Origin of the sequence: Methanobrevibacter sp., assembly GCF_017940815.1 — an archaeon.
Taxonomy (GTDB): Archaea; Methanobacteriota; Methanobacteria; order Methanobacteriales; family Methanobacteriaceae; genus Methanocatella.
The window spans coordinates 1-23,982 of the sequence record NZ_JAGAXX010000074.1 but is presented as its reverse complement, the minus strand read 5'-3'; the positions used below and the strand labels follow the sequence as shown (position 1 = coordinate 23,982).

General features: G+C 34.7%; 21 protein-coding genes and 2 tRNA genes. 7 read left to right on the top strand and 16 right to left on the bottom strand.

The features are described from left to right. Positions 1-125: 125 nt before the first annotated feature. Positions 126-1,283 carry an ATP-binding protein gene (locus ILA26_RS08790; RefSeq protein ID WP_292896423.1) on the top strand — a complete coding sequence of 386 codons (1,158 nt, stop codon included), beginning with the start codon at positions 126-128 and terminating at the stop codon, positions 1,281-1,283. Positions 1,284-1,607: 324 nt separating this feature from the next. Here the strand turns inward: ILA26_RS08790 and ILA26_RS08785 are convergent, their stop codons facing one another. From ILA26_RS08785 to ILA26_RS08775, 3 genes are all read right to left on the bottom strand, one after another. After that, positions 1,608-2,321: a BRO family protein gene (locus tag ILA26_RS08785; protein ID WP_292896421.1), complete on the bottom strand. Its 714-nt coding sequence runs from the start codon at positions 2,319-2,321 to the stop codon at positions 1,608-1,610. Positions 2,322-2,825: 504 nt separating this feature from the next. Then, positions 2,826-4,298, bottom strand: a complete 1,473-nt coding sequence (locus ILA26_RS08780; protein WP_292896419.1) for an MATE family efflux transporter — start codon at positions 4,296-4,298, stop codon at positions 2,826-2,828. A 27-nt stretch (positions 4,299-4,325) separates the two neighbouring features. Beyond that, a complete protein-coding gene (locus ILA26_RS08775; RefSeq protein ID WP_292896417.1) occupies positions 4,326-6,020 on the bottom strand; it encodes an ATP-grasp domain-containing protein in 1,695 nt (564 codons plus the stop codon). 285 nt (positions 6,021-6,305) lie between these two features. Here ILA26_RS08775 and ILA26_RS08770 point away from each other — a divergent pair. Beyond that, positions 6,306-6,389 (top strand) — tRNA-Leu (locus ILA26_RS08770). 140 nt (positions 6,390-6,529) lie between these two features. Beyond that, positions 6,530-6,673 (top strand): hypothetical protein, encoded by a 144-nt coding sequence (locus ILA26_RS08765; RefSeq protein WP_292896415.1) that lies wholly within the window; start codon positions 6,530-6,532, stop codon positions 6,671-6,673. 111 nt (positions 6,674-6,784) lie between these two features. On the opposite strand, the gene ILA26_RS08760 is transcribed toward ILA26_RS08765, so the two are convergent. From ILA26_RS08760 to ILA26_RS08740, 5 genes are all read right to left on the bottom strand, one after another. Continuing rightward, entirely contained in the window at positions 6,785-7,528 is a 744-nt protein-coding gene (locus ILA26_RS08760) for a tetratricopeptide repeat protein (protein ID WP_292896413.1), read from the bottom strand. 152 nt (positions 7,529-7,680) lie between these two features. Continuing rightward, the gene (locus tag ILA26_RS08755; RefSeq protein WP_292896411.1) at positions 7,681-12,561 is read right to left on the bottom strand and encodes an Ig-like domain repeat protein; all 4,881 of its coding nucleotides are present in this window, start codon (positions 12,559-12,561) and stop codon (positions 7,681-7,683) included. Between the two features lie 325 nt (positions 12,562-12,886). Then, on the bottom strand, positions 12,887-13,522 hold the full coding sequence (locus tag ILA26_RS08750) for a HEAT repeat domain-containing protein (protein WP_292896409.1): 636 nt from the start codon (positions 13,520-13,522) through the stop codon (positions 12,887-12,889). Between the two features lie 10 nt (positions 13,523-13,532). Continuing rightward, positions 13,533-13,925, bottom strand: a complete 393-nt coding sequence (gene tsaA / locus ILA26_RS08745) for a tRNA (N6-threonylcarbamoyladenosine(37)-N6)-methyltransferase TrmO (RefSeq protein ID WP_292896407.1) — start codon at positions 13,923-13,925, stop codon at positions 13,533-13,535. Positions 13,926-13,931: 6 nt separating this feature from the next. Then, complete coding sequence (locus ILA26_RS08740) at positions 13,932-14,384, bottom strand: dCMP deaminase family protein (protein ID WP_292896404.1); 453 nt, start codon at positions 14,382-14,384, stop codon at positions 13,932-13,934. Between the two features lie 202 nt (positions 14,385-14,586). Here ILA26_RS08740 and ILA26_RS08735 point away from each other — a divergent pair, with 202 nt between their 5' ends. Then, positions 14,587-15,840: an RNA-guided endonuclease TnpB family protein gene (locus ILA26_RS08735; RefSeq protein ID WP_292896402.1), complete on the top strand. Its 1,254-nt coding sequence runs from the start codon at positions 14,587-14,589 to the stop codon at positions 15,838-15,840. Between the two features lie 37 nt (positions 15,841-15,877). On the opposite strand, the gene ILA26_RS08730 is transcribed toward ILA26_RS08735, so the two are convergent. Further along, a complete protein-coding gene (locus tag ILA26_RS08730; protein WP_292896400.1) occupies positions 15,878-16,585 on the bottom strand; it encodes a tRNA threonylcarbamoyladenosine dehydratase in 708 nt (235 codons plus the stop codon). A gap of 97 nt (positions 16,586-16,682) precedes the next feature. On the opposite strand from ILA26_RS08730, the gene ILA26_RS08725 reads away from it, so the two are divergent. Then, positions 16,683-17,432: a TatD family hydrolase gene (locus tag ILA26_RS08725; protein ID WP_292896398.1), complete on the top strand. Its 750-nt coding sequence runs from the start codon at positions 16,683-16,685 to the stop codon at positions 17,430-17,432. A 207-nt stretch (positions 17,433-17,639) separates the two neighbouring features. After that, positions 17,640-18,410, top strand: coding sequence for a V4R domain-containing protein (locus ILA26_RS08720; protein WP_292896396.1), 771 nt, complete (start codon positions 17,640-17,642; stop codon positions 18,408-18,410). Here the strand turns inward: ILA26_RS08720 and cobI are convergent. After that, a complete protein-coding gene (gene cobI / locus ILA26_RS08715) occupies positions 18,407-19,111 on the bottom strand; it encodes a precorrin-2 C(20)-methyltransferase (protein ID WP_292896394.1) in 705 nt (234 codons plus the stop codon). The two genes, ILA26_RS08720 and cobI, sit on opposite strands and share 4 nt — an antisense overlap. 97 nt (positions 19,112-19,208) lie before the next feature. On the opposite strand from cobI, the gene ILA26_RS08710 reads away from it, so the two are divergent. Further along, positions 19,209-21,035, top strand: coding sequence for an ATP-dependent DNA helicase (locus ILA26_RS08710; RefSeq protein WP_292896392.1), 1,827 nt, complete (start codon positions 19,209-19,211; stop codon positions 21,033-21,035). Here ILA26_RS08710 and ILA26_RS08705 read toward each other — a convergent pair. The 6 genes from ILA26_RS08705 to ILA26_RS08680 all read right to left on the bottom strand — a co-directional run bounded on the left by ILA26_RS08705 (position 21,036) and on the right by ILA26_RS08680 (position 23,822). Then, positions 21,036-21,109: transfer RNA gene (locus tag ILA26_RS08705), tRNA-Arg, on the bottom strand. 22 nt (positions 21,110-21,131) lie between these two features. Next, positions 21,132-22,121, bottom strand: a complete 990-nt coding sequence (locus ILA26_RS08700) for a topoisomerase IV (protein WP_292896390.1) — start codon at positions 22,119-22,121, stop codon at positions 21,132-21,134. Between the two features lie 11 nt (positions 22,122-22,132). Continuing rightward, on the bottom strand, positions 22,133-22,444 hold the full coding sequence (locus tag ILA26_RS08695; protein ID WP_292896388.1) for a transcription factor S: 312 nt from the start codon (positions 22,442-22,444) through the stop codon (positions 22,133-22,135). A gap of 72 nt (positions 22,445-22,516) precedes the next feature. Further along, positions 22,517-22,933 (bottom strand): NUDIX hydrolase, encoded by a 417-nt coding sequence (locus ILA26_RS08690; protein ID WP_292896386.1) that lies wholly within the window; start codon positions 22,931-22,933, stop codon positions 22,517-22,519. 26 nt (positions 22,934-22,959) lie between these two features. Further along, complete coding sequence (locus ILA26_RS08685; RefSeq protein WP_292896384.1) at positions 22,960-23,238, bottom strand: DNA-directed RNA polymerase subunit L; 279 nt, start codon at positions 23,236-23,238, stop codon at positions 22,960-22,962. 14 nt (positions 23,239-23,252) lie between these two features. Beyond that, on the bottom strand, positions 23,253-23,822 hold the full coding sequence (locus ILA26_RS08680) for an exosome complex RNA-binding protein Csl4 (protein WP_292896382.1): 570 nt from the start codon (positions 23,820-23,822) through the stop codon (positions 23,253-23,255). Positions 23,823-23,982 lie beyond the last annotated feature (160 nt).

Below are 23,982 nucleotides of genomic sequence, written 5' to 3'. Positions count from 1 at the left end.
ACCTATGGTAAGCCACATACTTTGCAATTTCTTCATCCAGAGCTGTTTTTTTAACTTTATTTAAAACATCAATTGTAGATTTTCCTGACATAATTTATTATTTGTCAGCCATCTATAATAAAAGTTTGGTAACTAACTATAGAAAACGAACTGGAATTTTGCCATCCTATTTTACTGGCCGTGAAAACGAATTAAATGAACTTAAAAAAGTATATAACTCAACTAAAATGGGAGTTCCAGGCCATTTAATATTATATGGACCAAAAGGAATTGGAAAAACATCTTTATTATTAAAATTTCAAGATGAAATAAATCATCTCGATGAAGTATATTCTGTTAGAATTCCTTTAATGGAAGGAAATTTTGAAGATGTTTACTCATTAATAATAGAAAAATGCTCTGACACATTAGATATTAATATTGGTCATTTTTGGGAGAAAATAAGCTCATTAGGCATTAATATCCCATTTATCGGTGGTGTATCAGTATCACGTGAAATTCCTAAAACCAGTCCTGTTGTAGCATTTGAAAAAATTTTAAACGTGATTTATGATGAGTTGGGCTCTGACAATCCTGTCTTAATCCTATTGTTTGATGATCTTCAAAGGATTATGGGCAATGATGAAACAATGAAAATATTAAGCATCTTGCAAAATGCACTTGTTGAATTAAATCTAAAAGGAAAAAACATAATGTTCGTAGCTACTGGATCAGAAGATATTTTCAATAAAATACAAGACAAACTTGACTCAGCAGTAAGGATATTCGAGCCTTATTTGATTGGACCATTATCTTATAGTGAAGTATGTGATGCTATAATCATTCCATCCGAAAAACAAGGTGTAGTCTTTGAAGAGGATGTTTTAAAGGAAATATATGGATTATCTAATGGAATTCCATATTATATGCAAATTCTTGCTTACAGTTGTTTTGAAGAAAGTAATGACGATGATGAAGTAACTATGATTGAATTTAAAAGAGCTTCTAGGTATTCCTTAAACATTTTAGCTCAACGTGAGTTTAAAGCATTATTCAGCAAATCTACTGCAGAAGAGCGAAAAATACTATGCCTAATGGCTGAAAGTGACGAAACAATTTTATCTTATTCCTATATCAAGGATAATGCCAATTTGAACTCTGAACCTTCTGCATTGTTAAAAAATTTAGTTAACAAAAATATGATAATCAAACCATCAAGAGGTAAATACAAATTAAAAAGTAATCTTTTCAAATTATATTTGCAAAATCTGAGGATTAATCAGGAAACAGGTTTAATTAACTAGATGGTAACTTTTCCTATTTATATTTAATCTTTACATTAGAGTTTTAGTAGTTCAAATCGATAAGGTTGCGAACTATATCATACGTTTTATACGAACAGTTTGTATTTTTATCTCTATATTTTAGTTTGGTTAGTAGTTCTTTTTCAAAAATAGTTATAATGTATGTAAATTTTACTTGCATTTACCAAAAAAAACAAAAAAGTAGATGAATTAATTATTCATCCAATAATTCAGGATTTTTAGAATTCTTTGCACTGATTACTGATTTGCCAGTCGCTGCTTCAAGTTCTTTTCTTGCATTTCCTGCAATGTTTCCGCCACGTTTTACAACGTTACGGCTTTCATCAACCCATCTGGATTTTCAACTTTGCTGATTTCAGTTGTTGATGCTTCTGCCAGCATGTTTAATATTAATTCCATGTTGGTCATGTTGTCTCGTAGGCCTTCTTTTTTAAGTCCTTTGTATTGTTTGTATTCTTTTGTTGACATTCCTGACCATGCTTTGGATATATCATCAGTTAGAATTGAATATTCAATTCCTTCGTTGACTCCAACCCTGTCCCATTCGGCTGTCAGTTCTTTTCTGGTTTCAATGGTTCTCACCCTTTGGATTATCCATTCCTCGGAGTAACCTTTTTCGCGGTAAGTCTTGATTGCCCTTTGCATGGCAATTTCAGGGTCTGCTATTTCTTCAAGCCTTTCTTTACCCATTTGAGCTAGCCATTGTTTAAAGGGTTCGGCTTTTGGGGAAGGAACTGATTGTATGATTCTTAATGATTGTTTAGTATTAGCAGCATCAGTTTTACGCATTTTACCGTCAGTAGCTTTAAGTTTCAACCTTACGATATTTTCGTAAGGTTGACCAGATTCATCTGATAGTTTCCTTTTTAAGTCACTCCAATATCTATTAGGATTTTTACTTTCTGTAAGTACTGCAATAACATCTATCACTGAATAATAGTAATCTTCAATTTCAGGATCCCATTTTGTCCTTATTTTATACTCTTCAAATAATTTAATAGAATATTTTTCATCCATAATATTACCTCCTTTAACTTAATTAATGATAAATTACTTATTATTATATTAAATTAGAAAGTAAATATAATGTTTGAAACAAAAGCAATTTTACGAAGTTAGAACAATTTAACGATTCAATGCAATATTAAATAATATCATACAATAATTCCAAAAAAATTTAATTATAACCATAAAATCAATTTGTTATCAGAGTTTTAGTGAGGATACGATAAGCATGAGAACTATATCATACAATCGCATGTCGTGACCTCTGTTGGTGAGGGGAATAGTCATCCGTTTTTTAAATCCCTTATTTGATTGTAATTACAATATTGTTCAGGCCCAGTATTTGGGAATAGTCAATTTTTTGCGAGATTCTGTTTAAAATGGCCATATTGGATGCAATATCCTCATCTTCCATTATATTTATGCAAACTCCTGAATATTTAATTGAAATTAAAATGTGATTTCCATTGTCCCTTATAATCATATCTATTAAATCTATTTTCTCGTTAATGTCGATTATATGGACAACATGTCTTCAATTGCCATGCTTACAAGAACAGATAGTCTTTCATCGTTAAAGGATTCCTGGATATTTTCGGATAATTTAACTGCATCCTCAACATTTCCCTCGATTGTGTATTGAAATACTGATGTACCCTTATGCTTTTTAATTAGGAAAAATCCGGAATATTCATTGCTTTTGCGGATCTTGATTTTTGAGTATATGAAAATAAACAGTAAAGTTGCAAATTCAGCCATTACAAGTGAAATCCAAAAGCCTTCCGCTCCCCATATGTAGGTAAAAATGAATGCAAATAACACCGGGAAAACCAGTCCCTGAAGAAGGGTAATCATATTGCCCAATTTATTATACTGAACGGATTCCGCATAAAACAGGTACAGGTTATTGACAGAAAATGCAATGAAGCTGACGGAAAATATTCTTATCACGTTAATTATTGTAGGGATATGTGCTGGATTGCTTACATTGAATATCAAAAGTATTATTTGTGGGAATATAATGAATAATGCTGAGAAGACTGTTCCAAATGCAATGATTTTAAGGGATCTCTTTGTCACATAATCCACGCCATCGTAATCTTCCTCTTTATTATAGGCGGCTGCAATCGGTAAAATTGATTGGGATGTTCCCAAAGCAAAGATTTCCAGCAGAAACAATGTATTATAGCACATATTAAATGCTGCCAAACCCAGTTCTCCTAAAATTCCAGCAATTAAAGCGTTTAAAAGAACCAGTCTGATTGTACGGTATAACGGGATTGATGAAACTGAAAAGCCTGCCTTGCAGACATCTGCAAAATAGCCGATTGTCTCGGATAATCTGATTTTAATGAATTTCAGTCTCCTGTCTGATTTGAAGAAATATGATGTAATGTAAATTGCCGCAACGATAATTCCTAGTGTTGTTGCCATTGCAGCACCGGAAATGCCCAAGTTCAAGAATTTCATTAAAACGATATCCATAATGATATTAACCCCATTGCAAATTAAAAATGCTCTGAACTCCATTTTAATGAATCCGTCAGTTTTGATAAAATATGCCAAAGATGTCATGTAACAGTTAAATGCAATTCCAAGGGCATAAAAATAAAAATATTGTGTGACGAGTGGTTTTAACTGTTCGGAATGACATAATAACTGAACAAACTGTCCTTGAAATATTATGGCCGTAATTGTTATGATTAGTCCGATAATGGTGACTCCGATAATCGAAATCGTGAAGTATGAATTGCCCTTCTTTTCATCGAATTCAGCTTTGGCCATCGTACATATGATGCTTCCGCCCAAACCGATTAGCCAGTAGAGAACATTGATAAAGCTAACAAGGGGTTCAATACTTTGAACAACAGACAGGTACATTGACCCCATGAACATACTAATGAAGAATGCATCCACAAGCACTGCAAAGTTGCCGGCTATCGAAACCATCAGTGTTGGGAAAAACAATTCCCTGAATTTCCTGTTCAATAAATCAAAATTTCTCTGTATTCCATGTTATCTCTTTGATGCAATAAGCATTCTGTTTAATTTGTGTATTGGCATTTCTATTTTAAAGTCTGATACCTTGACAAGCGCTTCTGCACCCAATCTTGAATTAGGCATATAGTCATAGGTTGTTTTTGGAATGAAAACCAATCCTCCGCTAGATTTGACCTTATCAAAAATATTTAAGAACAGTCGCACAATTTCATAATCTTTTTCATCGGCAATGCTTCTGTTCAGATTTATGACTACACAGTCAAATTTTCCTTTAACGGCATCTAAATCTTTCAATAAAACTTGAGATGCGCTTAAATTATCATAAATATTTTCAGTAACTAAAAGGCATGTTCCATATGGTTTAATATCATTTATTAAAGAAGGAATTGTTTTTTTGATTTCATTTTCGTCAACGGTTACATTTTTATGCATTTCTTCACTTAACACTAGTTGGAAAGCCCTCTTTTCAATATCCCTTATAAAGTCAACATCCTTTTGAATCTGTTGAAGGTCCTTGTGAACCAGAAAAATTGTCCCTCCTACAGTTTCCAAATCCTGGGTTTTATGGAATATTTTTGGTGTTTTAATTGAAATGTTTGTTTTAAAAAAGCTTTTTAAGTTATCTGCCAGGAAATTCATTGGAGAAGATTTCACAATCAAATCCTTCGGAACGATGAAATTCTTTACAACCCCATGTGCATATAAATTGTAACCTTTCAAACGTTCCAGATTAAATTTTTCAGGGTTTAAATAGCAATCAAGTGAACTGTCTGTTTCGTGCTGGCCGGAAATCATGTCCAGGAATTCCGCATCCAATCCGTGACCATGGGGTCTGCAATTCACTTCAATCAAAATAGGTCCTTTTTCATCAATCATGTATTCGCCATGAACCGGACCGTATTTTATTCCTAACGCATCGGCAACATCAAAAGCATATTCGACAAGTTCCGCTTCTCCGATTCCCAATTCATTAACGGTCTCATCATAATCGTATATGTTTCCTCCTTCGGATGTTTTGATTTTATTGTATTTCCAAACGAGGGTTACCCGATGAACTCCATTGCATGAAACAGTATCAACAACATATTCCTGTCCGTCTATACGTTCCTGAATAATGAGCTCTGTCATTTCATGGTTATAAATGCCTGTTAAATTGAATACTTCTTTTACTGCGTCAATCATTTCCTGTCTGTCTGAGCACAGTCTAACGCCTACGGATGCTGCACTGTATATAGGTTTTACTACAACTTCCTTTAGGTTTTCTTTATCATAATATTCGATAGCTTCATCTAAAGACCTGACAACCTGTCCCTTGATTGAACGCAGATTGTTTTCAGCCAGTCTGTTGTGCATTTCATTTTTTAAAGTAAAAGCACTCAAATTTTCGATAGGATTGCATAAAAGATTCAAGTCATTCGCTAATTTTGTGGCCAGCACAACACCGCCCTCAGCTCCTGGAATAACAAGCAGAGGGTCATATTTTTTAACCATTTCGAGTGTTTCTTCGTATGTGTCTTTTTCATATATCACATCAAAATCATTATCAATTAACTCATATTCTGCATTTACTTCTTCTTTAGTGATTATTGCATCTTCAGATTCATCAAATAGCTTCATTTCTAAAACAATCGGATTTAAATTTCTATCAATAATATCTTGAATATAATTTTTACCTGTTGACATGCACTGAACAATAATAATATTTTTCATTAAAACACCCTGCTAATTTATATTATGTTTGAAAAGTATTTATGTCTTTCAATGCATAATTTACTGGAAAATCATAATTCTTATTTTTAAATTTTAACCCAATTAGTATATATTATAAAATATAGTTAATTGAATGTACTACAAAGTTCAGTATATTTTTGGATTATTATAGGATGGTTTACCTATCAATCAATGGGTCGAATAAGATTACATATTTATACTAAAAAAGTATTATATTAATATAGTTAAAATCCAATATGGATTACTTTTTTTGATATCTTTTTTAGACGTGTATCCGAGTGGTCAAAGGAGTAAGATTCAGGGTCTTATGCATCAGTTGCTTCGTGGGTTCGAGTCCCACCACGTCTATTCTTGTTTTTTTAACTTTTTAAGAGTAAATATGGTTTTAAATAGTTTATTTTGCTTAAGTTCATATTTGGCAATGTATATTTTAAAAAAAGATTCAATTCAAACAAAATTAAGGTTTTTACAGAGTTTAATGGGTCTATTTGAGGGGCGTTGATGTCGAGCTGAATGTAGGTGAGGAAATGTCTCATGTATATCCTCTTTATCCACTGGGTCCCGATCAAAAGAGGCATTCAAGCACATTGTTGAAATTATTAACAATCCTCAACTTCTATAAGTTGAGGTAGTTCATTGAGTTTTTATTGCTTGAAATCGAAGGTTGCGAACAATATCATAAGTTTCATATGCAGTTGATCATGGTCAAGTGTTTTAATTATTGATGGATGATTTTTTGATGTTTAATCAGACAGGTATTTGATTTTTTCAAGCTGTTCGTTTAAAAGCTCATTCTTTTCATTGGATTTCAATGCCCTACTCGTATAGTATAGGGCTTCATCATACTCTCCCAAGCCTATCAATATTTCAGAAAGGGTATATGCATATGCGAATTCATCTGGTTTGATGTCTGATGCCAATTTCAGGTAATGGCATGCCTTTTCCCAGTCCTTTAATCTCATCAAGCAGTAACCCAAGTTATAATAAACGAAAGGATCATCATATCCCAGTTCATGAGATTCCTCAAGGCAGACCAAAGCCTCATCGAAGCGGTTTAACAGGTTTAAAATGTTTCCCTTAAGAGCCAATATATAAGATTTCTTTTTAAACATGAAGATACAGGAATTTGCAAATTTCAATGCTATTGAATAATGGCCGTGTTCTAAGAAAAATCTGGTCAGAATGATTAATGTGGGCTCAAGGCATACCCAGAGCATTAGTGACATGAAACCTAAAGATGCATATGTTTTAAACCAGTCATTGCTTTTTAATCCGTTATACGCCTCAATGATACAAACCACTATCATGACATAAACTAGGAATTTGGAAACTTTATTCTGGCCGACGTTTGCAAATTGGTAAAATAAGATGATGACGAGCAGGGAGGATTTAAAAATATTCCATAAGCTAAAATTATAATTTATCTGATAGATTAAATTTGCAATAAATACTATTGCAAGAATTAAATATTTAACCCGCTTGTCCATAAGTATACTTTCTAGTTCCTTATAGATAAGTTTTCAAGCATGATTGTATTTTCATATAATTAATTTCGTCTGTTTTGAAAATCCTAACCGTTCAAGCTGGTTTGATCAAAAGCTGTCAAAAATAAAAAAAGTAAAATAGAGATTAAATGTCTCTATTTTTTAATTTTAAGTTTTTTGGTCACTTTGTCTTTTCCGTAAGTTACTTTGTATTTGTATTTTTTGCCTACTTTGAGTTTTTTGAGCATGGATTTTTTGACTTTCCATTTTGCTGTTCCTTTTTTGTTGGTTTTTGCTTTGTAGGTTTTGCCCTTGAATTTGATTTTGAGTGTTTTTGATTTGAGGTATTTGCCGTTGACTTTTTTCAAGGTGATTTTTACTTTGGTAACTTTTTTGGATTTTTTGACCTTTTTGTTTTTGGCTTTGATTATGCTGTTGACTTTCACTGTGTTTTTGACGGTTATTCCTTTGTATGTTGCTGTAATGGTGTATGTTGCTTTTTGTGGTTTTACGTCTGGTATTTTGAAGGTTGCGTAACCGTTTTTATCGGTTTTTACAGTGTAGGTCACACCGTTGAAGCTGATTTTCACTGACTCTCCTGCGCCTACTGCCTTGCCGTCTTTGGTAACAAGTACTTTGTATGGTGTTTTTGCGGTGTAGAGCATTTTGATGTCAGTGTTTTTAGTTAACTTAATAACTGGGGCCTTTTTGATGTTTATTGTGGTTGTTTTTGTCACTGGGGAGTATTTGTCGTCTCCTGAGTAAGTAACTGTTAGATTGTGTTCTCCTTCAGAAAGGGTAGGTACTGTGATGCTTGCAGATCCGTTAACTAATGCTTTGGTGTAGTTTGTTCCATCAACATTTACGGTGAGATTTCCAGTTGCGTCGGTTGGCAATTCGATTGAGATTTCTGGTGTATCATCGTATTCTGGAGCGTTGATTTCGATTGCTTGGTCTATGCTTTTGACTTCGAATTGTGCTGCTTTTGCAGTTGAATCGAATGTGTCGTCACCGTTGAATCCTAGGTATGCAGTGTAATTGCCTGCAGTTAGGTTATCAAGGTTGTATATTCCTATACCGTCGATTATGGTTGTGTTTTCATTGGCAATTCCGTTTATCACTATTATGAGTTTGCCGTTGAATGTGTTGTTTGTGGATATTCTTATGAATGCGGTTTCGCCTACATATATGTCTCCGACTGTGACTTTTAGGTTGAGGTCGGTTTTTTGTGGTGTAGGTTTTACTTCGAATTTTGCTGTTTTTGAAGTTGCATTGAATTTTTTGTTTCCATCAAAGCTGACTGTTGCGGTATAGCTGCCTGCATTTAATTCCATTGCAACGTATTCGCCTTTGCCTTCAATTATTTCTAATTTGTCTTGTTTTCCGTTTATGGATACTTTGACATCTCCATTGAAGGTGTTGTTTGTGGTTACTGTTATGGTTGCCATGTTGCCTTCGTTGATGTCGTCCACGTTTACGGTTAAATTGAGGTCGTATTTAGGTTTGACTTTGAATGTTGTTTCTTTTGTGGATGCATTGAATTCGTCGTTTCCTTTAAAGCTGACAGTTACAGTGTAATTGCCTACTTCTAAATCGGCAAATTGATAGGTGCCTTTTCCTTTGTTTACTTTCACGTTGAAGTTGATTCCGTTTAGTGATAGTGAGACGTCACCTGTGAAATTAGGGTTTGCGGTAATGTTTACAATTGCATTTTCTCCTTCAAAGACATCTTCAACATTTACATTTAATCCAAGAGCATCTGGTACGGTAATTTGAGTTACAGACTCTCCGGTATTGCCTTTGTCATTTTTTATAATGAATTTGATGGTGGATGTGCCAGGTTCTAGGTTTTCGACAGTCCATCCTTCATTTGTGCAGTCAAATGTTTTTGATTCGCCGTCCTTATTTGTGACGTTGACTGTAAGGCTGCTTTCTGGCAAGCCGGTGAATGATACTGTATCTCCAGGTTTTAATTCGTTATTTGTGATGTAAAATTGAATTTTGGAATTCCGTACATCGTTATTTATAAATGTACAATTATTGGCGGTACCGCTAGCCATGGATTGGCCAAATTGTGCTGTGTTGTCAATAAAAGTACAGTTTGTGGCAGTACCGTGGTCCATTGCTCCGCCGGCACGGATTGCATTGTTGTTTGTGAATGTACAGTTTATTGCTGTTGTATTGTACATTGCGCCACCGTCAATATCTTTATTATTTTTATTGATTGCACCATTTCCGGTAAATATACAATTTGTAGCGGTGCCTTCATACATTGCACCTCCTTTACCTCCATTTTGAGTTATGTAATTGTTTTTGAAGGTACAGTTTATTGCATTGACACCGGTAAGTGCTCCACCATTATGTGCGGTATTGTTTTCAAATGTACAGTTTATTGCAGTTACGCTTTTTGCTCCGTTGTTCCAGACAGCTCCACCGTATCCATTAGCACCTGTCCATCCATTTAAAAAGGTTATGTTTTTAAATGTGACAGTGGCGTTGTTGGTAATTTGGAACATTCTCATTTTTTTACTTACATCTATTTTGTGGCCTTGTCCGTCGATTGTGATTGATTCATTGATTATGATTCCGTTTGTCAAGTTTTGATCCTGATCGCCCCAGAAATAATCATAATTTAAAATGATTGTATCGTTTAGGGTGCTTTGAATCAAGTCATCTAAGTCTTTCATGGTATTGTGGACTATGGTTATTTGGGTTTGGAATTCCCCTCCATTAAAGTCACTGTAAACTGTGAATGTTACGTTATAAATTCCTGGTTCGAGATCTTTTACTTCCCATCCTTTGTCTGTGCATGTAAATGTTTTTGATGCTCCATCTTTGTTGGTAGCTGTGATTGTAAGGTTGCATTCAGGCAGGCAATAGAATGGCACTATCTGTCCAAGTGTTATTTTTTTAGTTAGGGTGTAGAATTCAATATATGAACCGTATGCAGTGTTGTTGATGAATGTACAATTTAGGGCACCTGCCTCATTTATTGCTCCACCATCATTTGCCTTGTTATCTATAAATGTACAATTTGTAGCACTTCCTTCTGATATTGCTCCGCCACTTTTTGCGGTGTTATTGGTAAATGTACAGTTTTCAGTGCGTCCATTGGACATTGCTCCACCTGCATTGGATGCGATATTATTGTTAAAAGTACTGTTTGAAACATCCCCTTCGTATACTGCTCCACCGTCATTATTTGCATTGTTATTGGTAAATGTACAGTTTTCAGCGATTCCCCAGGACATTGCTCCACCGTCATTATTTGCATTGTTATTGGTAAATGTACAGTTTTTAGCGCTTCCCCAGGACATTGCTCCACCATTTTTTGCATTGTTATTTATAAAATTACAGTTTGCAACTTCACTATTGAATACTGCTCCACCGTCATTATTTGCGATGTTATTTATGAAAGTGGAATTTGCAACTATAGCATTATTCATTGCACCTCCATGTCCGAACGCTACGTTGCCGATGAATGTACAATATGTGGCGCTGCCTTCATACATTGCTCCACCACCATAATTGGCATTATATGCATTGTTGTTTTTGAATGTACAGTTTTCAGCATTCACTTTAAAGAGTGCTCCACCATATCCGGCAGCGTTGTTTTCAAATGTACAGTTTATCACGGTGACATTTGCTTCATTGTTCCAGATGGCTCCGCCGGTTCCGGTGGTTGCGGCATTTAAAAAGGTTATATTTTTAAATGTGACATTGGCACCTTTGGTAACCTGGAAAATTCTCATTTTGTAGTTTCCATCTAATTTATGGCCTTGTCCATCTATTGTAACTGATTTATCGATTATAATTCCATTTGCCAAATTATCGTCCATGTCAGTGCAATAATAATCGTAATCTAATGTGATTGTCTTGTTTTGAGTGTTTTTTATTAGATTGTTTAAATGGGCCATTGACATGGATCCGCTTGTTACATTTATTTCAGTTTCATAATGGCCTGTTACCCTATAATTTAAAATATCTATTGTTACCTTATAAATTCCTGGTTCTAGGTCATGTATTTTCCATCCTTCGCTGTCATAATAAAATGTTTGTGTTTTACCGTCTTTAGTGGCAGTAATTTTAAGATTACACTGAGGAGGTAATCCAATGAACTTTATCATATCAATAGGTTCTATTTGATTACGTTCTAAGCAGAATCCAACTGTTGTTGCAAATACTTTATCATTTATAAAAGTACAATTAATGACAGTACCAAAGATATTTGCTTCCGTATCAGTATATCCTTCTTGAATATTGTTAATAAAAGTACATCTTGTGGCTATAGTAACTTTCATTGCTCCACCTGAGAAAGCCCTATTGTTTATAAAGGTGGAATAGCTTGATACGCGTCCATACATTGCACCTCCTCCGACTCTTGCAGTATTATTGATAAATGTACAATTTATAGTTTCAGTTTGGGATGTTGCTCCTCCGGAATGATCTGAATAATTTTTAATGAAAGTACAATTCACAGCAATGCCGTCATACATTGCACCGCCCTCTGAATTTAAATTACTTTTTGCATTGTTGTTTATGAATGTGCAGTTTTTAGCATCGACATGGTCAAGTGCCCCACCATGGTATGCTCTGTTGTTTTCAAATGTACAGTTTATTGCGGTTACGCTTTTTGCTCCGTTATTCCAGACAGCACCGCCGCTACCTTCTCTGTCTGCAAATCCATTTAAAAATATTATATTTTTGAATGTGACACTTGCACCATTGGTAATCCGGAAAAGTCTCATATTATTTTGACCATCTATTTTGTGGTTCTGTCCGTCTATTGTCACTGACTTGTCAATCATAATTCCATCGGTCAAGGAATCTCCTTGGTAATAGGAATAATCATTCTTTAGGACAATTGTCGTATTTTGACTATTGTCGATTGTGTTTTTTAAGTCTGTCATAGTTTGTGTTGTTGCTGTCATTACATCTTCTTCATTTGAAACGGCAATTTCGTCATCTTGCACGTCATTGCTTGTAATGACGGTTTCATTCACGTCGCTTGCGCTTACGCTAGCAACCGTAAACATAACCATTATTAAACACAAAAAAATTAGAAATTTCTTGAAATTCATTATTTAGTTGCCTCCTAGTTATTATATATTGAACAATATATTTAAAATATAGTTAAAAATGATGAATATTCAATTAGGCTGGCAAAAAAATATTACTTTTAAATAAGTATAACTTCTGAAAATGAATGTTATAATTATATATTAAAAATGTTAGAGAATGTCTTTAATGTCAAGAATGGAGGTTCCGTTCAACATTAATTTCATTTTATACGAACAGTTTATTATGGTGGTGTGTTTTAATTATTGATGGATGAATCTTTTGTTTTTTTAAGCTGTTTATTTAACATTTCATTTTTTTCAATGCATTTTTTGTAATCCTGACTGCACCTTCACTGTGAATGCGAACTGTTGGGTTATCATCATTTTCGCCAATCCATTCCAGTTTTTCCAGATAGGGTTTCACATGCTCAGGCTTTCTTTTTCCAATGACCCTGAACATTTCAGGTGCCTCTATCCTTACCTTTTGTCCAGGGTCTGAAATCATCTCAAAAAAGATTTCAAGCTTTTCGCAAAAAAGTTCCGGAGCGGTTGAAGCTATATTTTCGCAAGCCCAAACAAATGCATGCCTGACGTTTTCGGATTCGTCAAATCTCATTTTCATTAGTTTATCCAAATGTGGTGTTACTAGATGATTATCTGCCCTTCCTATTCTTCCAATCGCATTGGTTGACCTTTCTCGCAATTTTGCATTGTCATCATCCATGTAACCTGCGATGTCCCCAACATGCTTCTCTATCTCTTTAGGATGCTTCAGTCCCATCTCCCCAAGAATCCATAACGCTTTTGCCTTGACCTCAACGGAATCATTGTTATTCAGTTTTTCTGCGACATAATCAATGTTTTCTTTCCAGCATTCTCTATTTTTATTTATATTGCTTAATTCTTTTATTGCAACTTTATCTGTATTGTTTAACATTTCACTGCCCTTATAAAATGTCTTTAATGTCAAGCACTGGAGTTCCGTTCAGCATGTCAACACCCTTGAACTTGATGACGTTGCCCGCAATTTCAGTTATTTTTATTGTTGAAACCCCAATCGGGTTCGGCCTGTTTGGGGCATGGGTTGAAAACAATCCTTTTATTGGCCCGTTTCCCATAAAAGGGACCCTTTGCTTGAATCCCTTTGATTTGTGAAAATAGAACAGGACCATATACTCTTCGCCGACTTTCATGCTGGACATGCTTTCAAGGTATTCCTCGTTGATGACCATCTCAGCTTCCACATCCCCAGATGCCCTGGTGGACTTTGGCATGTTGTTTACATTTTCATATGGGGATTTGATGTATCCTATTGGCTTAAAGATTATTTCTTCATTCATTATAATCTAATCTCGTAGATTTGTAATTCCCTTCTTGCTGACAATCCTGTCAATTCCTGAGTTCTTTATCATTCTAAAGCATATCGGACAAGGCTCTGCATCATCTATTTCAACCCATCCGTCATCATCATACTTCTCTCCGGCCAAAAAGATGGTTGAGCCAAGCATCTCATTTCTGCTTGCACTGAGCATTGCGTTCTGTTCAGCATGGACTGAAAAGCAGTCATTGTAATCTCCTGAATTTGATGGGAGGTTCATCCTTTTGCAGTCGCCCCTGTCGCAACAGTTTTCCTCGCCTCTCGGATTTCCGTTATATCCTGTACTGATTATCTCGTCGTTGTTGACGATTACTGCCCCATAACGTCTTTTAAGGCAAGTGCTTCTTTTTGATACTGCAAAGGCAATTCCAAGATAATACTCGTTCTTGCTCATACGATTTGTGTTTTTCTCATCTGCCATGTTTTCAATCTCCTTTATAATTATATTACGCATTTATCATGATTAAATTTTATCTTAATAGTGCAAGAATACCATGACCTCTTTTAGGTTGTGGATGAATTGCACAAAAACATGGGATGAATTAGTATTAGTTTCCAAATGCTCTCTCATTATTTGTTTATATTATGGTTATTTAATAATTATTATTGTGTGTTTTCTTAATTTGGAAAAAATTTTAAAAAAAACTCCTGTTTTGGATGTGATTCATATGTTTTCTGAGTATAATCTTGTTAATAAAGGTATTGTGGTTAAATTGTATCCTGATGAAAGTATGGAGGATAAAATTAATCAGAATATTAATAACGCCAGATTAACTTGGAATAAATTATTGCAAGAATATCAGGAAACATTTGAATTGTTTAAACAACAAGGATACACAAAGTTACAATGCAACATAAAAACATTCAATACAATGTTGAACATGTTGAAAACACAATATCCCTTCTTGTATGAAAGTGAGTCAAGCAGCCTACAACAGGTTTATCGTGATCTAATAACTGCATTTAATAGATTCTTCAACAATACATCAGCTTATCCTAGATTCAAATCCAAAAAGAATCCAAAACAGAGTTTCAGAATACAAAACAACAATAATATCAAAATACAGGACAATATAATTGTTTTACCAAAACTGGGAAAAGTACATTACAGAACTAGCCCACAATATAAAAGATTACTAAAAGAATCTAAAATAAACAATGTAACCATTAAAAAGGAGCACGGTCACTTTTATGCAGTTTTCAACATCGAAACCGAAGTAGAGACAATGGATTATACTTATAAGAGCGTGGGAATTGATCTTGGTATGAGAACATTAGCAATCCTCAGCAACGGACTAAAGATAACCAATTTAGACACGACACATGAGGAAAAAATGATTAAAAAATACCAAAAAAGTTTATCACGAAAAAAATACAATAGTAACCGCTACAACAAAACACTAAAAAAACTAGGCAAATGGATAAAAAGAAAAAACAACCGCATCAAAGACGCATACCACAAATTAAGCAACTACCTAGTCAAAACATACGACCTAATCTGTATGGAAACACTAGACATACGAAAAATATTCGAAGAAACAGATTTAAGTGCAAAACTACAGAATATCAGCTGGTACAAGTTAGTGGAAATGATAAAATACAAATGCGAATGGTACGATAAAATATTCGTTCAAATAAGCCGATGGTACCCATCCAGCAAAAATTGTAATGTATGCGGATACTACAACAAAGATTTAGGTGATGAAAAAAGATGGATCTGTCCGCACTGCAAAACACAACACGACAGAGATATCAACGCCGCCAAAAACATAGAACAAGAAGGATTCAGACTTCTTAGTGAAAAAAATAAGATGAACCTCAGGGACTGGGGGGATAGCACGGTAAAACTACTTTCGTGGGAAAGTACCTGCCCGTGAAGTAAGAATCTTCGACCTCATCCAAGGTCGAGGTAGTTCAAGATGATATGTCCTTTATGACTTCCCCCGCTATTATCAGTCCCGCAACGGAAGGCACAAATGAAACGCTACCCTTGACCTTGAATTTCCTGTCCTGATTTATCGGATGTGCATTTGTGTTGATGGCATGCTCCTGTGAATATACAACCTTAAGCTTTTCTATATTTCTCTTTCTGAGGTCCTTTTTCATTATTTTTGCAAGGGGACACACTGAGGTTTCGTAGATGTCTGCCACCTCAAACATTGTCGGGTCAAGCTTGTTTCCAGTTCCCATAGATGACATTACCGGCACGCCAAGTTCATCGCACTTGCATATGATTGCAATCTTTGCCATTATTGTGTCCACGCAGTCGACTGCATATGACAAGTCCTCTGTGATGATGTCTATTTCACAGTCCGCCATGTAGAATTCCTTGTATGTTTCAACATTTGCATCAGGATTTATTTGAAGGATCCTTTCCCTCATCACGTCAACCTTATGCCTGCCTATTGTATCGACTGTTGCAATCAGTTGCCTGTTGATGTTGCTTTTGTCAATCTTGTCGTAGTCGACCAAAACGAAATTGCCCACTCCGCTTCTTGCAAGTCCCTCACAAACATAGGAGCCAACTCCGCCAAGGCCAAAAATTGCAACCTTGGCGTCCCTTAACTTTTCCATTCCTTCATTTCCAATTAACATCTCTGTTCTTGAAAACATTTCATCCATTCATTTCACCAAAAAATATATTGATTTAGTTAACTATATAATAATTAGATTGCCATAACATTAAAACTTATGCAGACAACCTTTTGAGGATTTTTTCATGATAGTCGATACACATTGCCATATTTATAACAGTGAAATGGAAAACGCAGAGGATATCATTAACAAAGCTGCAGAAAGGGATATTCACATGATATTGAACGGCACCGATCCTCAAAGCAATATGGAAGTGTTGGAACTGTCTTCAAAATATGATAATGTCCATGCCGCATTGGGATACCTGTATCAATTTGCCGATGATGTGACAGAGGAGGACATCGCCCTTTTGGACAGCCAGCTTAATGAGGACAATGTGGTTGCAGTGGGAGAAATCGGCCTTGACTATTACCATACAAAGGACAATAAGGATAGTCAGAAGGAATTGTTTGAAAGCATGCTTTGCCTTGCCGAAAAGCACGCCCTTCCCGTGATAGTCCATTCTAGAAAGTCAATGCAGGACACATTTGACATGTTGAAAGAACATGATGTGAAAGGATCAATGCATTGCTATCAGGGTTCTGCCGAAATGGCAAGGGAATTTGCCAAATTCGGATTCTATATTGGCGTTGGAGGACCTGTCACCCATGCCAACAATAAGAAAGTGAGAAGGATGGTTAGTGGAATTGGAATCAACAATATCCTTTTGGAAACTGACTCTCCATATTTGTCACCTGAACAAAGGAGACGAGAGAAAAACACATCACTCAACCTAAAATACATAATCGAAAAACTTGCAGATGAGTTGGATATTGATGAGGATAGGGTAATCGAGATAACAACCGATAATGCAAAAAATCTATTCAAAATCTAATTTTAAGTAAGTTTTTAAAGTGATTAATCATATTTGTATTGAACTATTTTATTTCATTTTAAACGAACAGTTCGTATTTTTTGCCATATAAACTTTCACAACTGTTTAAAATATTCTATTTTTCTTATTAAATTGAACAATTTTTAATTTTTAGATAACTTTATTAATCAATAAATTTAAAATATACTATATATTGGGGGATAATAAATGAGCGAACAAAAACCGATTCAGATTTTTTCTAATCTTAACGATAACATTGGAATAAATGTTGTAAAAAGTCCAGTAAAACTAACAATTCTTGAAATGCTACGTGATCGAGACATGGAATTCGATGAGATTGTAAGCAATACTGGTAAATCCAAATCAACAGTCTCTGTTCATTTAAAAAGCTTAAGAGAAAGTGGAATAATCTCTTATAGGGTTCATCCTGTGGACAACAGGAAAAAGATATTCTACCTGAATTCTAAATACATTGGTTCTGTAAACATCACCGAACCGAAGGAAATCGAGCAAACCCAATCCAATTACCTTGTTGAAAACCTTATCGATGACGATGCGGAATTTTCAACATTGCTGTTCCATACATTAAAATCAATGCTTATCCAGGAAGGGGTAAACATAGATCCTATCCTTCAGTCAACCGGAAACAGCATAGGCAAATCTATTTTTGAGAAAATGTATGATGAAGATTTGGATGTTTTCATGGAAAACATCGCAGAATTCTGGCAAACAAAAGGCCTTGGAAGATTGACCTATAAAGTGGGACAAATTATCAAGATAACAACATACGACTGCTTTGAGTGCAAATTGCTTCCAAGAACCGGTAAGCCTGCATGCTTTTTGGACACCGGAATTTTTGAAGGACTATTCACTGAATTCTTCAATTTGCCGGTAAGCGTAATAGAAACCCAATGCTACACAATGGGTGATGAAAAGTGTGTGTTTGAGATTGAGCCTCAACACATCAAAAACTACTAGTCATCCTCAAACTTGATGATGGTTGTGGTTAAATAAGGTTTTTCGTTAGAAAATCCTTCAATTATTTTTTCGTTTTCACGAGTACAGTTTTGTACAGAATAAATTTCCTTAGGTCTGTTTTTAGCCTCGATTGTTTCTTCCAATTCAGAAGTGTTTCTAGATGCTTTCATGAGCACAACTGAATCGCTGTATTCCAATACTTGTTCTAACCTATCATCGATTTTAGGAACAATGGTTAAAATGTCATTTTGCTCTACAAGCGCTTTGTTTCTAGCAGCTGCACAAGCGGTGAATGAGGTAATTCCAGGGATTGTTTCAATTTCATATCTGCCCATCAATCTTTTTTGAACATATGAGTATGTACTGAATATTGATGTGTCTCCGAGAGTGATGAATGCAACATCCCTTCCGCTATCCAGGTATTGGGCAATCATTTCTGCCGCGCTGTTCCATATCTTTTCAAGCTCTTTTTTATCCTCAATCATTGGAAAGATAGGTTCCACTAGCATTAATCTCTTATAATCTTTTCTTTCTTCAAGCACTGGTCTAACAATTGATAATGCGATGCTTTCTTTTTCTTTAGATGATTTTGGTGAGAAAACTACAGGAACAGTTTTTAAAACTTTTGCAGCTTTTAATGTTAATAATTCAGTATCTCCAGGTCCTACACCAATTCCAATCAATTTTCCTTTTCCAGCCATATAATCACAACTTTCATTAATTTAATATTCTAATTATTATTTTGCAAATGCTCTGTCTACTAATTATTTATAGTACTACATGACTAATATATTTTTAATGTCTAATTCTATGTTTTGTCCAAATTGTGGTATGCTTAAAAGCAATTGTACTTGTGGAAAATATCCTAATGAGAAACCTAAAGGTCCAACTAATCTGTTTAGTTTTGGAAAGCCTAGAACATCTTCCATTTTGGATGATGAGATACCTGATGTTTATTCAGTAGAGGATTATCAACAAGATGAGGGAACTGCAGCATATATTAAAGAAATTTACCCTCATATAGACGATGATATAATAGTTAACTTCCCATTTGAAGAGCCAAGAATGGGTCAGCTTGACATTATACAGGATATTAACGATGCAATTAAAAAAGGATATAAGTATATTATTTTAGAGGCAGGAACCGGGACAGGTAAGTCTGCAATAGCTACAACATTGGCTAAAATGTATGAATCAGCTTATATATTGACAATGACAAAGCAGTTGCAGAGCCAATATTCTGATGAATTTGCATTCCCTCTCGTTAAGGGAAGGGGTAATTTCGCATGTCTTCATGATAATTTGGAGTCCACCTGTGACATGGGTGACTGTAAGACAACACCCACATCCAGCAAATTTTTCTGCCCATATGGTGTTGCTAAAAATCCGACATTGGATGCGGAATTGGCTTTTGAGGATTCATTTGGGGGCACTGTCTTTTATCAGTCAGATGCACATTGTCATTATTGGAATCAGAAGGCTAATGCGGTCAACTCCCCAATAACATTGATGAACTATGACTATGCGATTGTTGAGCTGAACTACGTTAAGCACTTCGGAAAAAGATCACTACTCATACTGGATGAGGCACACAACATTGAAAACAAGCTGATGTCTACAATGGAAGTCACAATTTACAATCGTACAATTGAAAAGGACATTAGCAAAACAATGACTAAAGAGTTATTGGAAGATGGGGAACTGGAAGACTGGGTTATGGAAGTTGATGCCATTCGCGAATCCTATGAAGAAATTGACATGAGGGATTTAAGCAAAAACAAGGCCGATAGGATAAGGTCAACAATTGGCAGGCTTAAAAGTCTTAAAAACAACTTAGAAAAAGAACCTAAGAACTGGGTTATCGACACCGATGAAAGCAGTGTTGTATTCAAGCCGTTAAGGGTCCACCATTACGCTAAGGATTATCTGTTCAAGTATGGTGATGTTGTCATATTCATGAGTGCAACAATCCTGTCCCATAAGATGTTTTCAAAATGGTTAGGGCTAAACCCTAATGAAGTTTATCACATAAAAGTTGACAGTCCGTTCACAAAAGAAAAAAGGCCAATCATTCTTAATTTGGCCGGAAAAATGTCAGCTAATAGAATTAAGACCACCGCTCCAAAAACAATTCCGATATTGCAGGAAATCCTTAAAAAACATGAAGGGGACAAAGGTTTAATTCACACTCACAGTTATAAGTGCCAGCAATATATCACCAATAACTTGTATAATTCAAGACTGGTTTCACACACTTCTAAAAACCGTGAACAGGTACTTAATTTCTTTGAAAAAGATGAGAATCCTTTGGTGTTGGTTTCACCTTCAATGAGTGAAGGTGTGGACTTGCCGTATGATAAGTGCAGATTCCAGATTATCTATAAGATCCCATTCCCATACCTTGGAGATAAACAGGTTAACATGAGAATGAAAAGGGATAAGAAATGGTATGCCTACAAGACTGTAATGACATTAATGCAAGCTTATGGTCGTGGAATGAGGGCTGAAGACGACTCATGTTACACTTATATCATTGATAGTGATGTCAACATGTTATTCAAAAGCCCAATGTACAGGTCTTTAATTCCGGACTTTTTCAAAGAAGCAGTGGTGAGATTAAAATAACGGACCTGGAGGGATTTGAACCCCCGACCTCAGGATCCGAAGTCCTACGTCATTCCTGACTAGACCACAGGCCCAAAAAATTAAATAATATTATTTCTATTCTTTTTTCTCTTCTGAGTCAATAGAAATAATTTCTAAATCATCGATGTCTTCAACTTCAGCAAAGATATCATCGATAGATTCAGTTTCAAGTTTCACTTGTTCATATTCCATATTTTGTATTTCTTTAGTTGTTAAACCATTATTTTCAGCAGGTTTTTCTTTTGCTGGTGGAATATTTTCTAAATCATCTAACTCTTTTTTTGCTTTCTTTTTAGAATCAGTAGGTTTTTTAAGAGAAGCTTTCAAATCATCCATGTTAAATTCTCCAATTTTAAAGGAGTCTTTATCCAATGGGATTTTGCTTTTTGGGATAACTTTTGGGGATGGTTTTTCTGTAACGGTTTCGGTAGCTTTATTATCTTTATCGTCATCCTCATTATCTATACTGTCTGTAAGATTTTTGAAAGGATTTCCTAAGTTTAATAATTTGTATGCGCCGTAGAATATTAACAACAATCCTACACTGAGGAAAATAATGAACATAAAGCTGGTTTCCCCAGCTACAACATTATCGATTACCCTATCACTACGTGATTCAAAAATGAATACTGAAATTATTAGCAATATTATTCCTAAAATTGTGCTGACAATAGCTAAAATCGGTTTTCCGCCAATTTTTGCATTTATGACATGGTCAAAGTTTTCGCTTATCTCACCGACAATATCATCGCCAAAATCATCAATTTCATGAATGTTATCAGTTTCTTCAATGTCTTCTGCTTTTGGAGTCTTTATAATAAAATCTTCATCAATTTGGTTTTCTTCTAAATTAATAGCATTGGCGTTTTCATCACCTGGATGATAAATGAATTCATCATCGATTTCTAAGTCTCCATAATCAACACGATCTTCATTAAGATAGTTGATTAACTCACTATCTTCTTCAATGTCATCAAAGGTGCTGTCTTCCTCTTCCTCTTTGATGTTGGTAATCATGTCTTTAAGATTAGAAATCCTATGCTCTTTATCTTTAGAATCTTTCATAAGAAAACCTCTTAATCATATGCTCTCCAAGTATGTTTACATTTTGTGCATGTGAAAATACGGGTAGGAGCTTCATCAGCACTACGGGTTTGTAATAATTTATAAGTAGCTTTATCGTGTCCGCATTCTGGACAGGTTTCATTGGTTTCTGGACCAACGTTTACATCTTCTCCAAGCATTTTAACAGTTTCTTCAGCTTTAATTTCACGAGAAACTTCATACTCATTATTATCTTCTAATTTATCTGAGTATCCGCAGGTGTTGCATTTTAAAACACCATCGCTTGGAAGCATCATTGCTCCACATTTAGGACAAAATTCCATTTAACTCTCTCCATTAAGTTATTATTAATCAATAATTTTTTTTTTAAGTTATTTAAATATATACTTTAAATTCTATTTTTTAGCCATATTTAAACAATCATTGATGATTTGCCTGTGGTCAAAAGCAAGTTCGATTTCGTCAAGTGCATCGACATTAAAAATGCTGATGTCCTTTGCATCGCTGTCCGCTTTTTTGGTAGTCAAATCACCTTTTGCAGTATATGCAACAGTTATAGTGTGTCCTCGAGGGTCTCTATTAGGTTCTGAGTAAACATTAACTAAATCAATCAGTTCAATATCAATACTAGTTTCTTCTTTTGCTTCTCGTATTGCTGCGGTTTCTACACTTTCACCGTATTCTACAAATCCTCCCGGCAAGGCCCAACAGTCTTTATACGGATCATTTTTTCTTTTTATTAAAATGAAATTCAAATCATCGTCAAAAATAAAGATATCTGTGGTTAATGAAGGATTTCTATATTTTGTCATTAAATCACAAAAATGAATATTTGAAGCTATAAAGCTTCATCAATAAGTTTTTTGAATTCGGAACTTTCTTTTTGTAGTTCTTCAGCTGCTTTTTTCAATACTTTTCTTGGCCTTTTTCCTCTTTTGGTTTTAATAGTCATTTCAGGTTTTCCAGTGAGAGGGTGATCAATATTGTAAACAGCATATTCAACGTCAGGGTCTTGCATTAAAATGTGTCTTAATGCATTGCATACTCCGTGGCTTTCGTCTTTTACAATAAAAGTTAACTCTAAAGTTTTATCTTCAATAATTTCAAAATTTTCCATTTTATCAACCTTAATTAATCATTAACATAGTTTTTAGATACTTTACGCTTTTCTTTTTTGTTACAAGTATTGCACTGAAGCTCACCGTCTTTTTGTGTGGTGTGCATGTAATCTCTACAACGGGTACACATTGCTTTTAGGACTCCACAATCATCGTCTACAGTTCCTAAATCAACATTATCTCCAGTTATTTTAACTACTTTCGCTTGGATAATGTCTCCAATTCTAAAAGCATCAGACAATTTTTCCAAATAATCCTTTTTTGCTTGTGAAATGTGTATTGCTCCCATGTAAGGTAAAGCTAACGGTCTTCCATTATCTTTCATGCAGTCGATTTTAACGTTTGCTCTTTGAGGTTTGATATCGGTTATTTGGCCATAAACAATATCTCCCACTTTTAAAAGAGCTGGTTTTGCATCTGACACAACAGAAATGACCTTCTTTTTTTGATTAATTTTAACATTACCAAGTACTGATGATTTAATGTCACCATCGTCATCATAAGTACCTTCCCCTGGCAGATACTGTTCTATTATTCCTATTTTATCTCCAGGCATTACGATTTTTTCATCTTCTATGCTCATATCAAAATCCACCAAAATAAAGATTTTATAAAAAATTTCTTTAATATTATAATTTTAGTAATATTTATATTTAAAAGTATTTATGACGGTTGTTTTGGCTCTTTCAAAAACTTGTGTGATTTTTTTCTTTTTCGTTTTTTATGTTCCAGTGATTTAATTT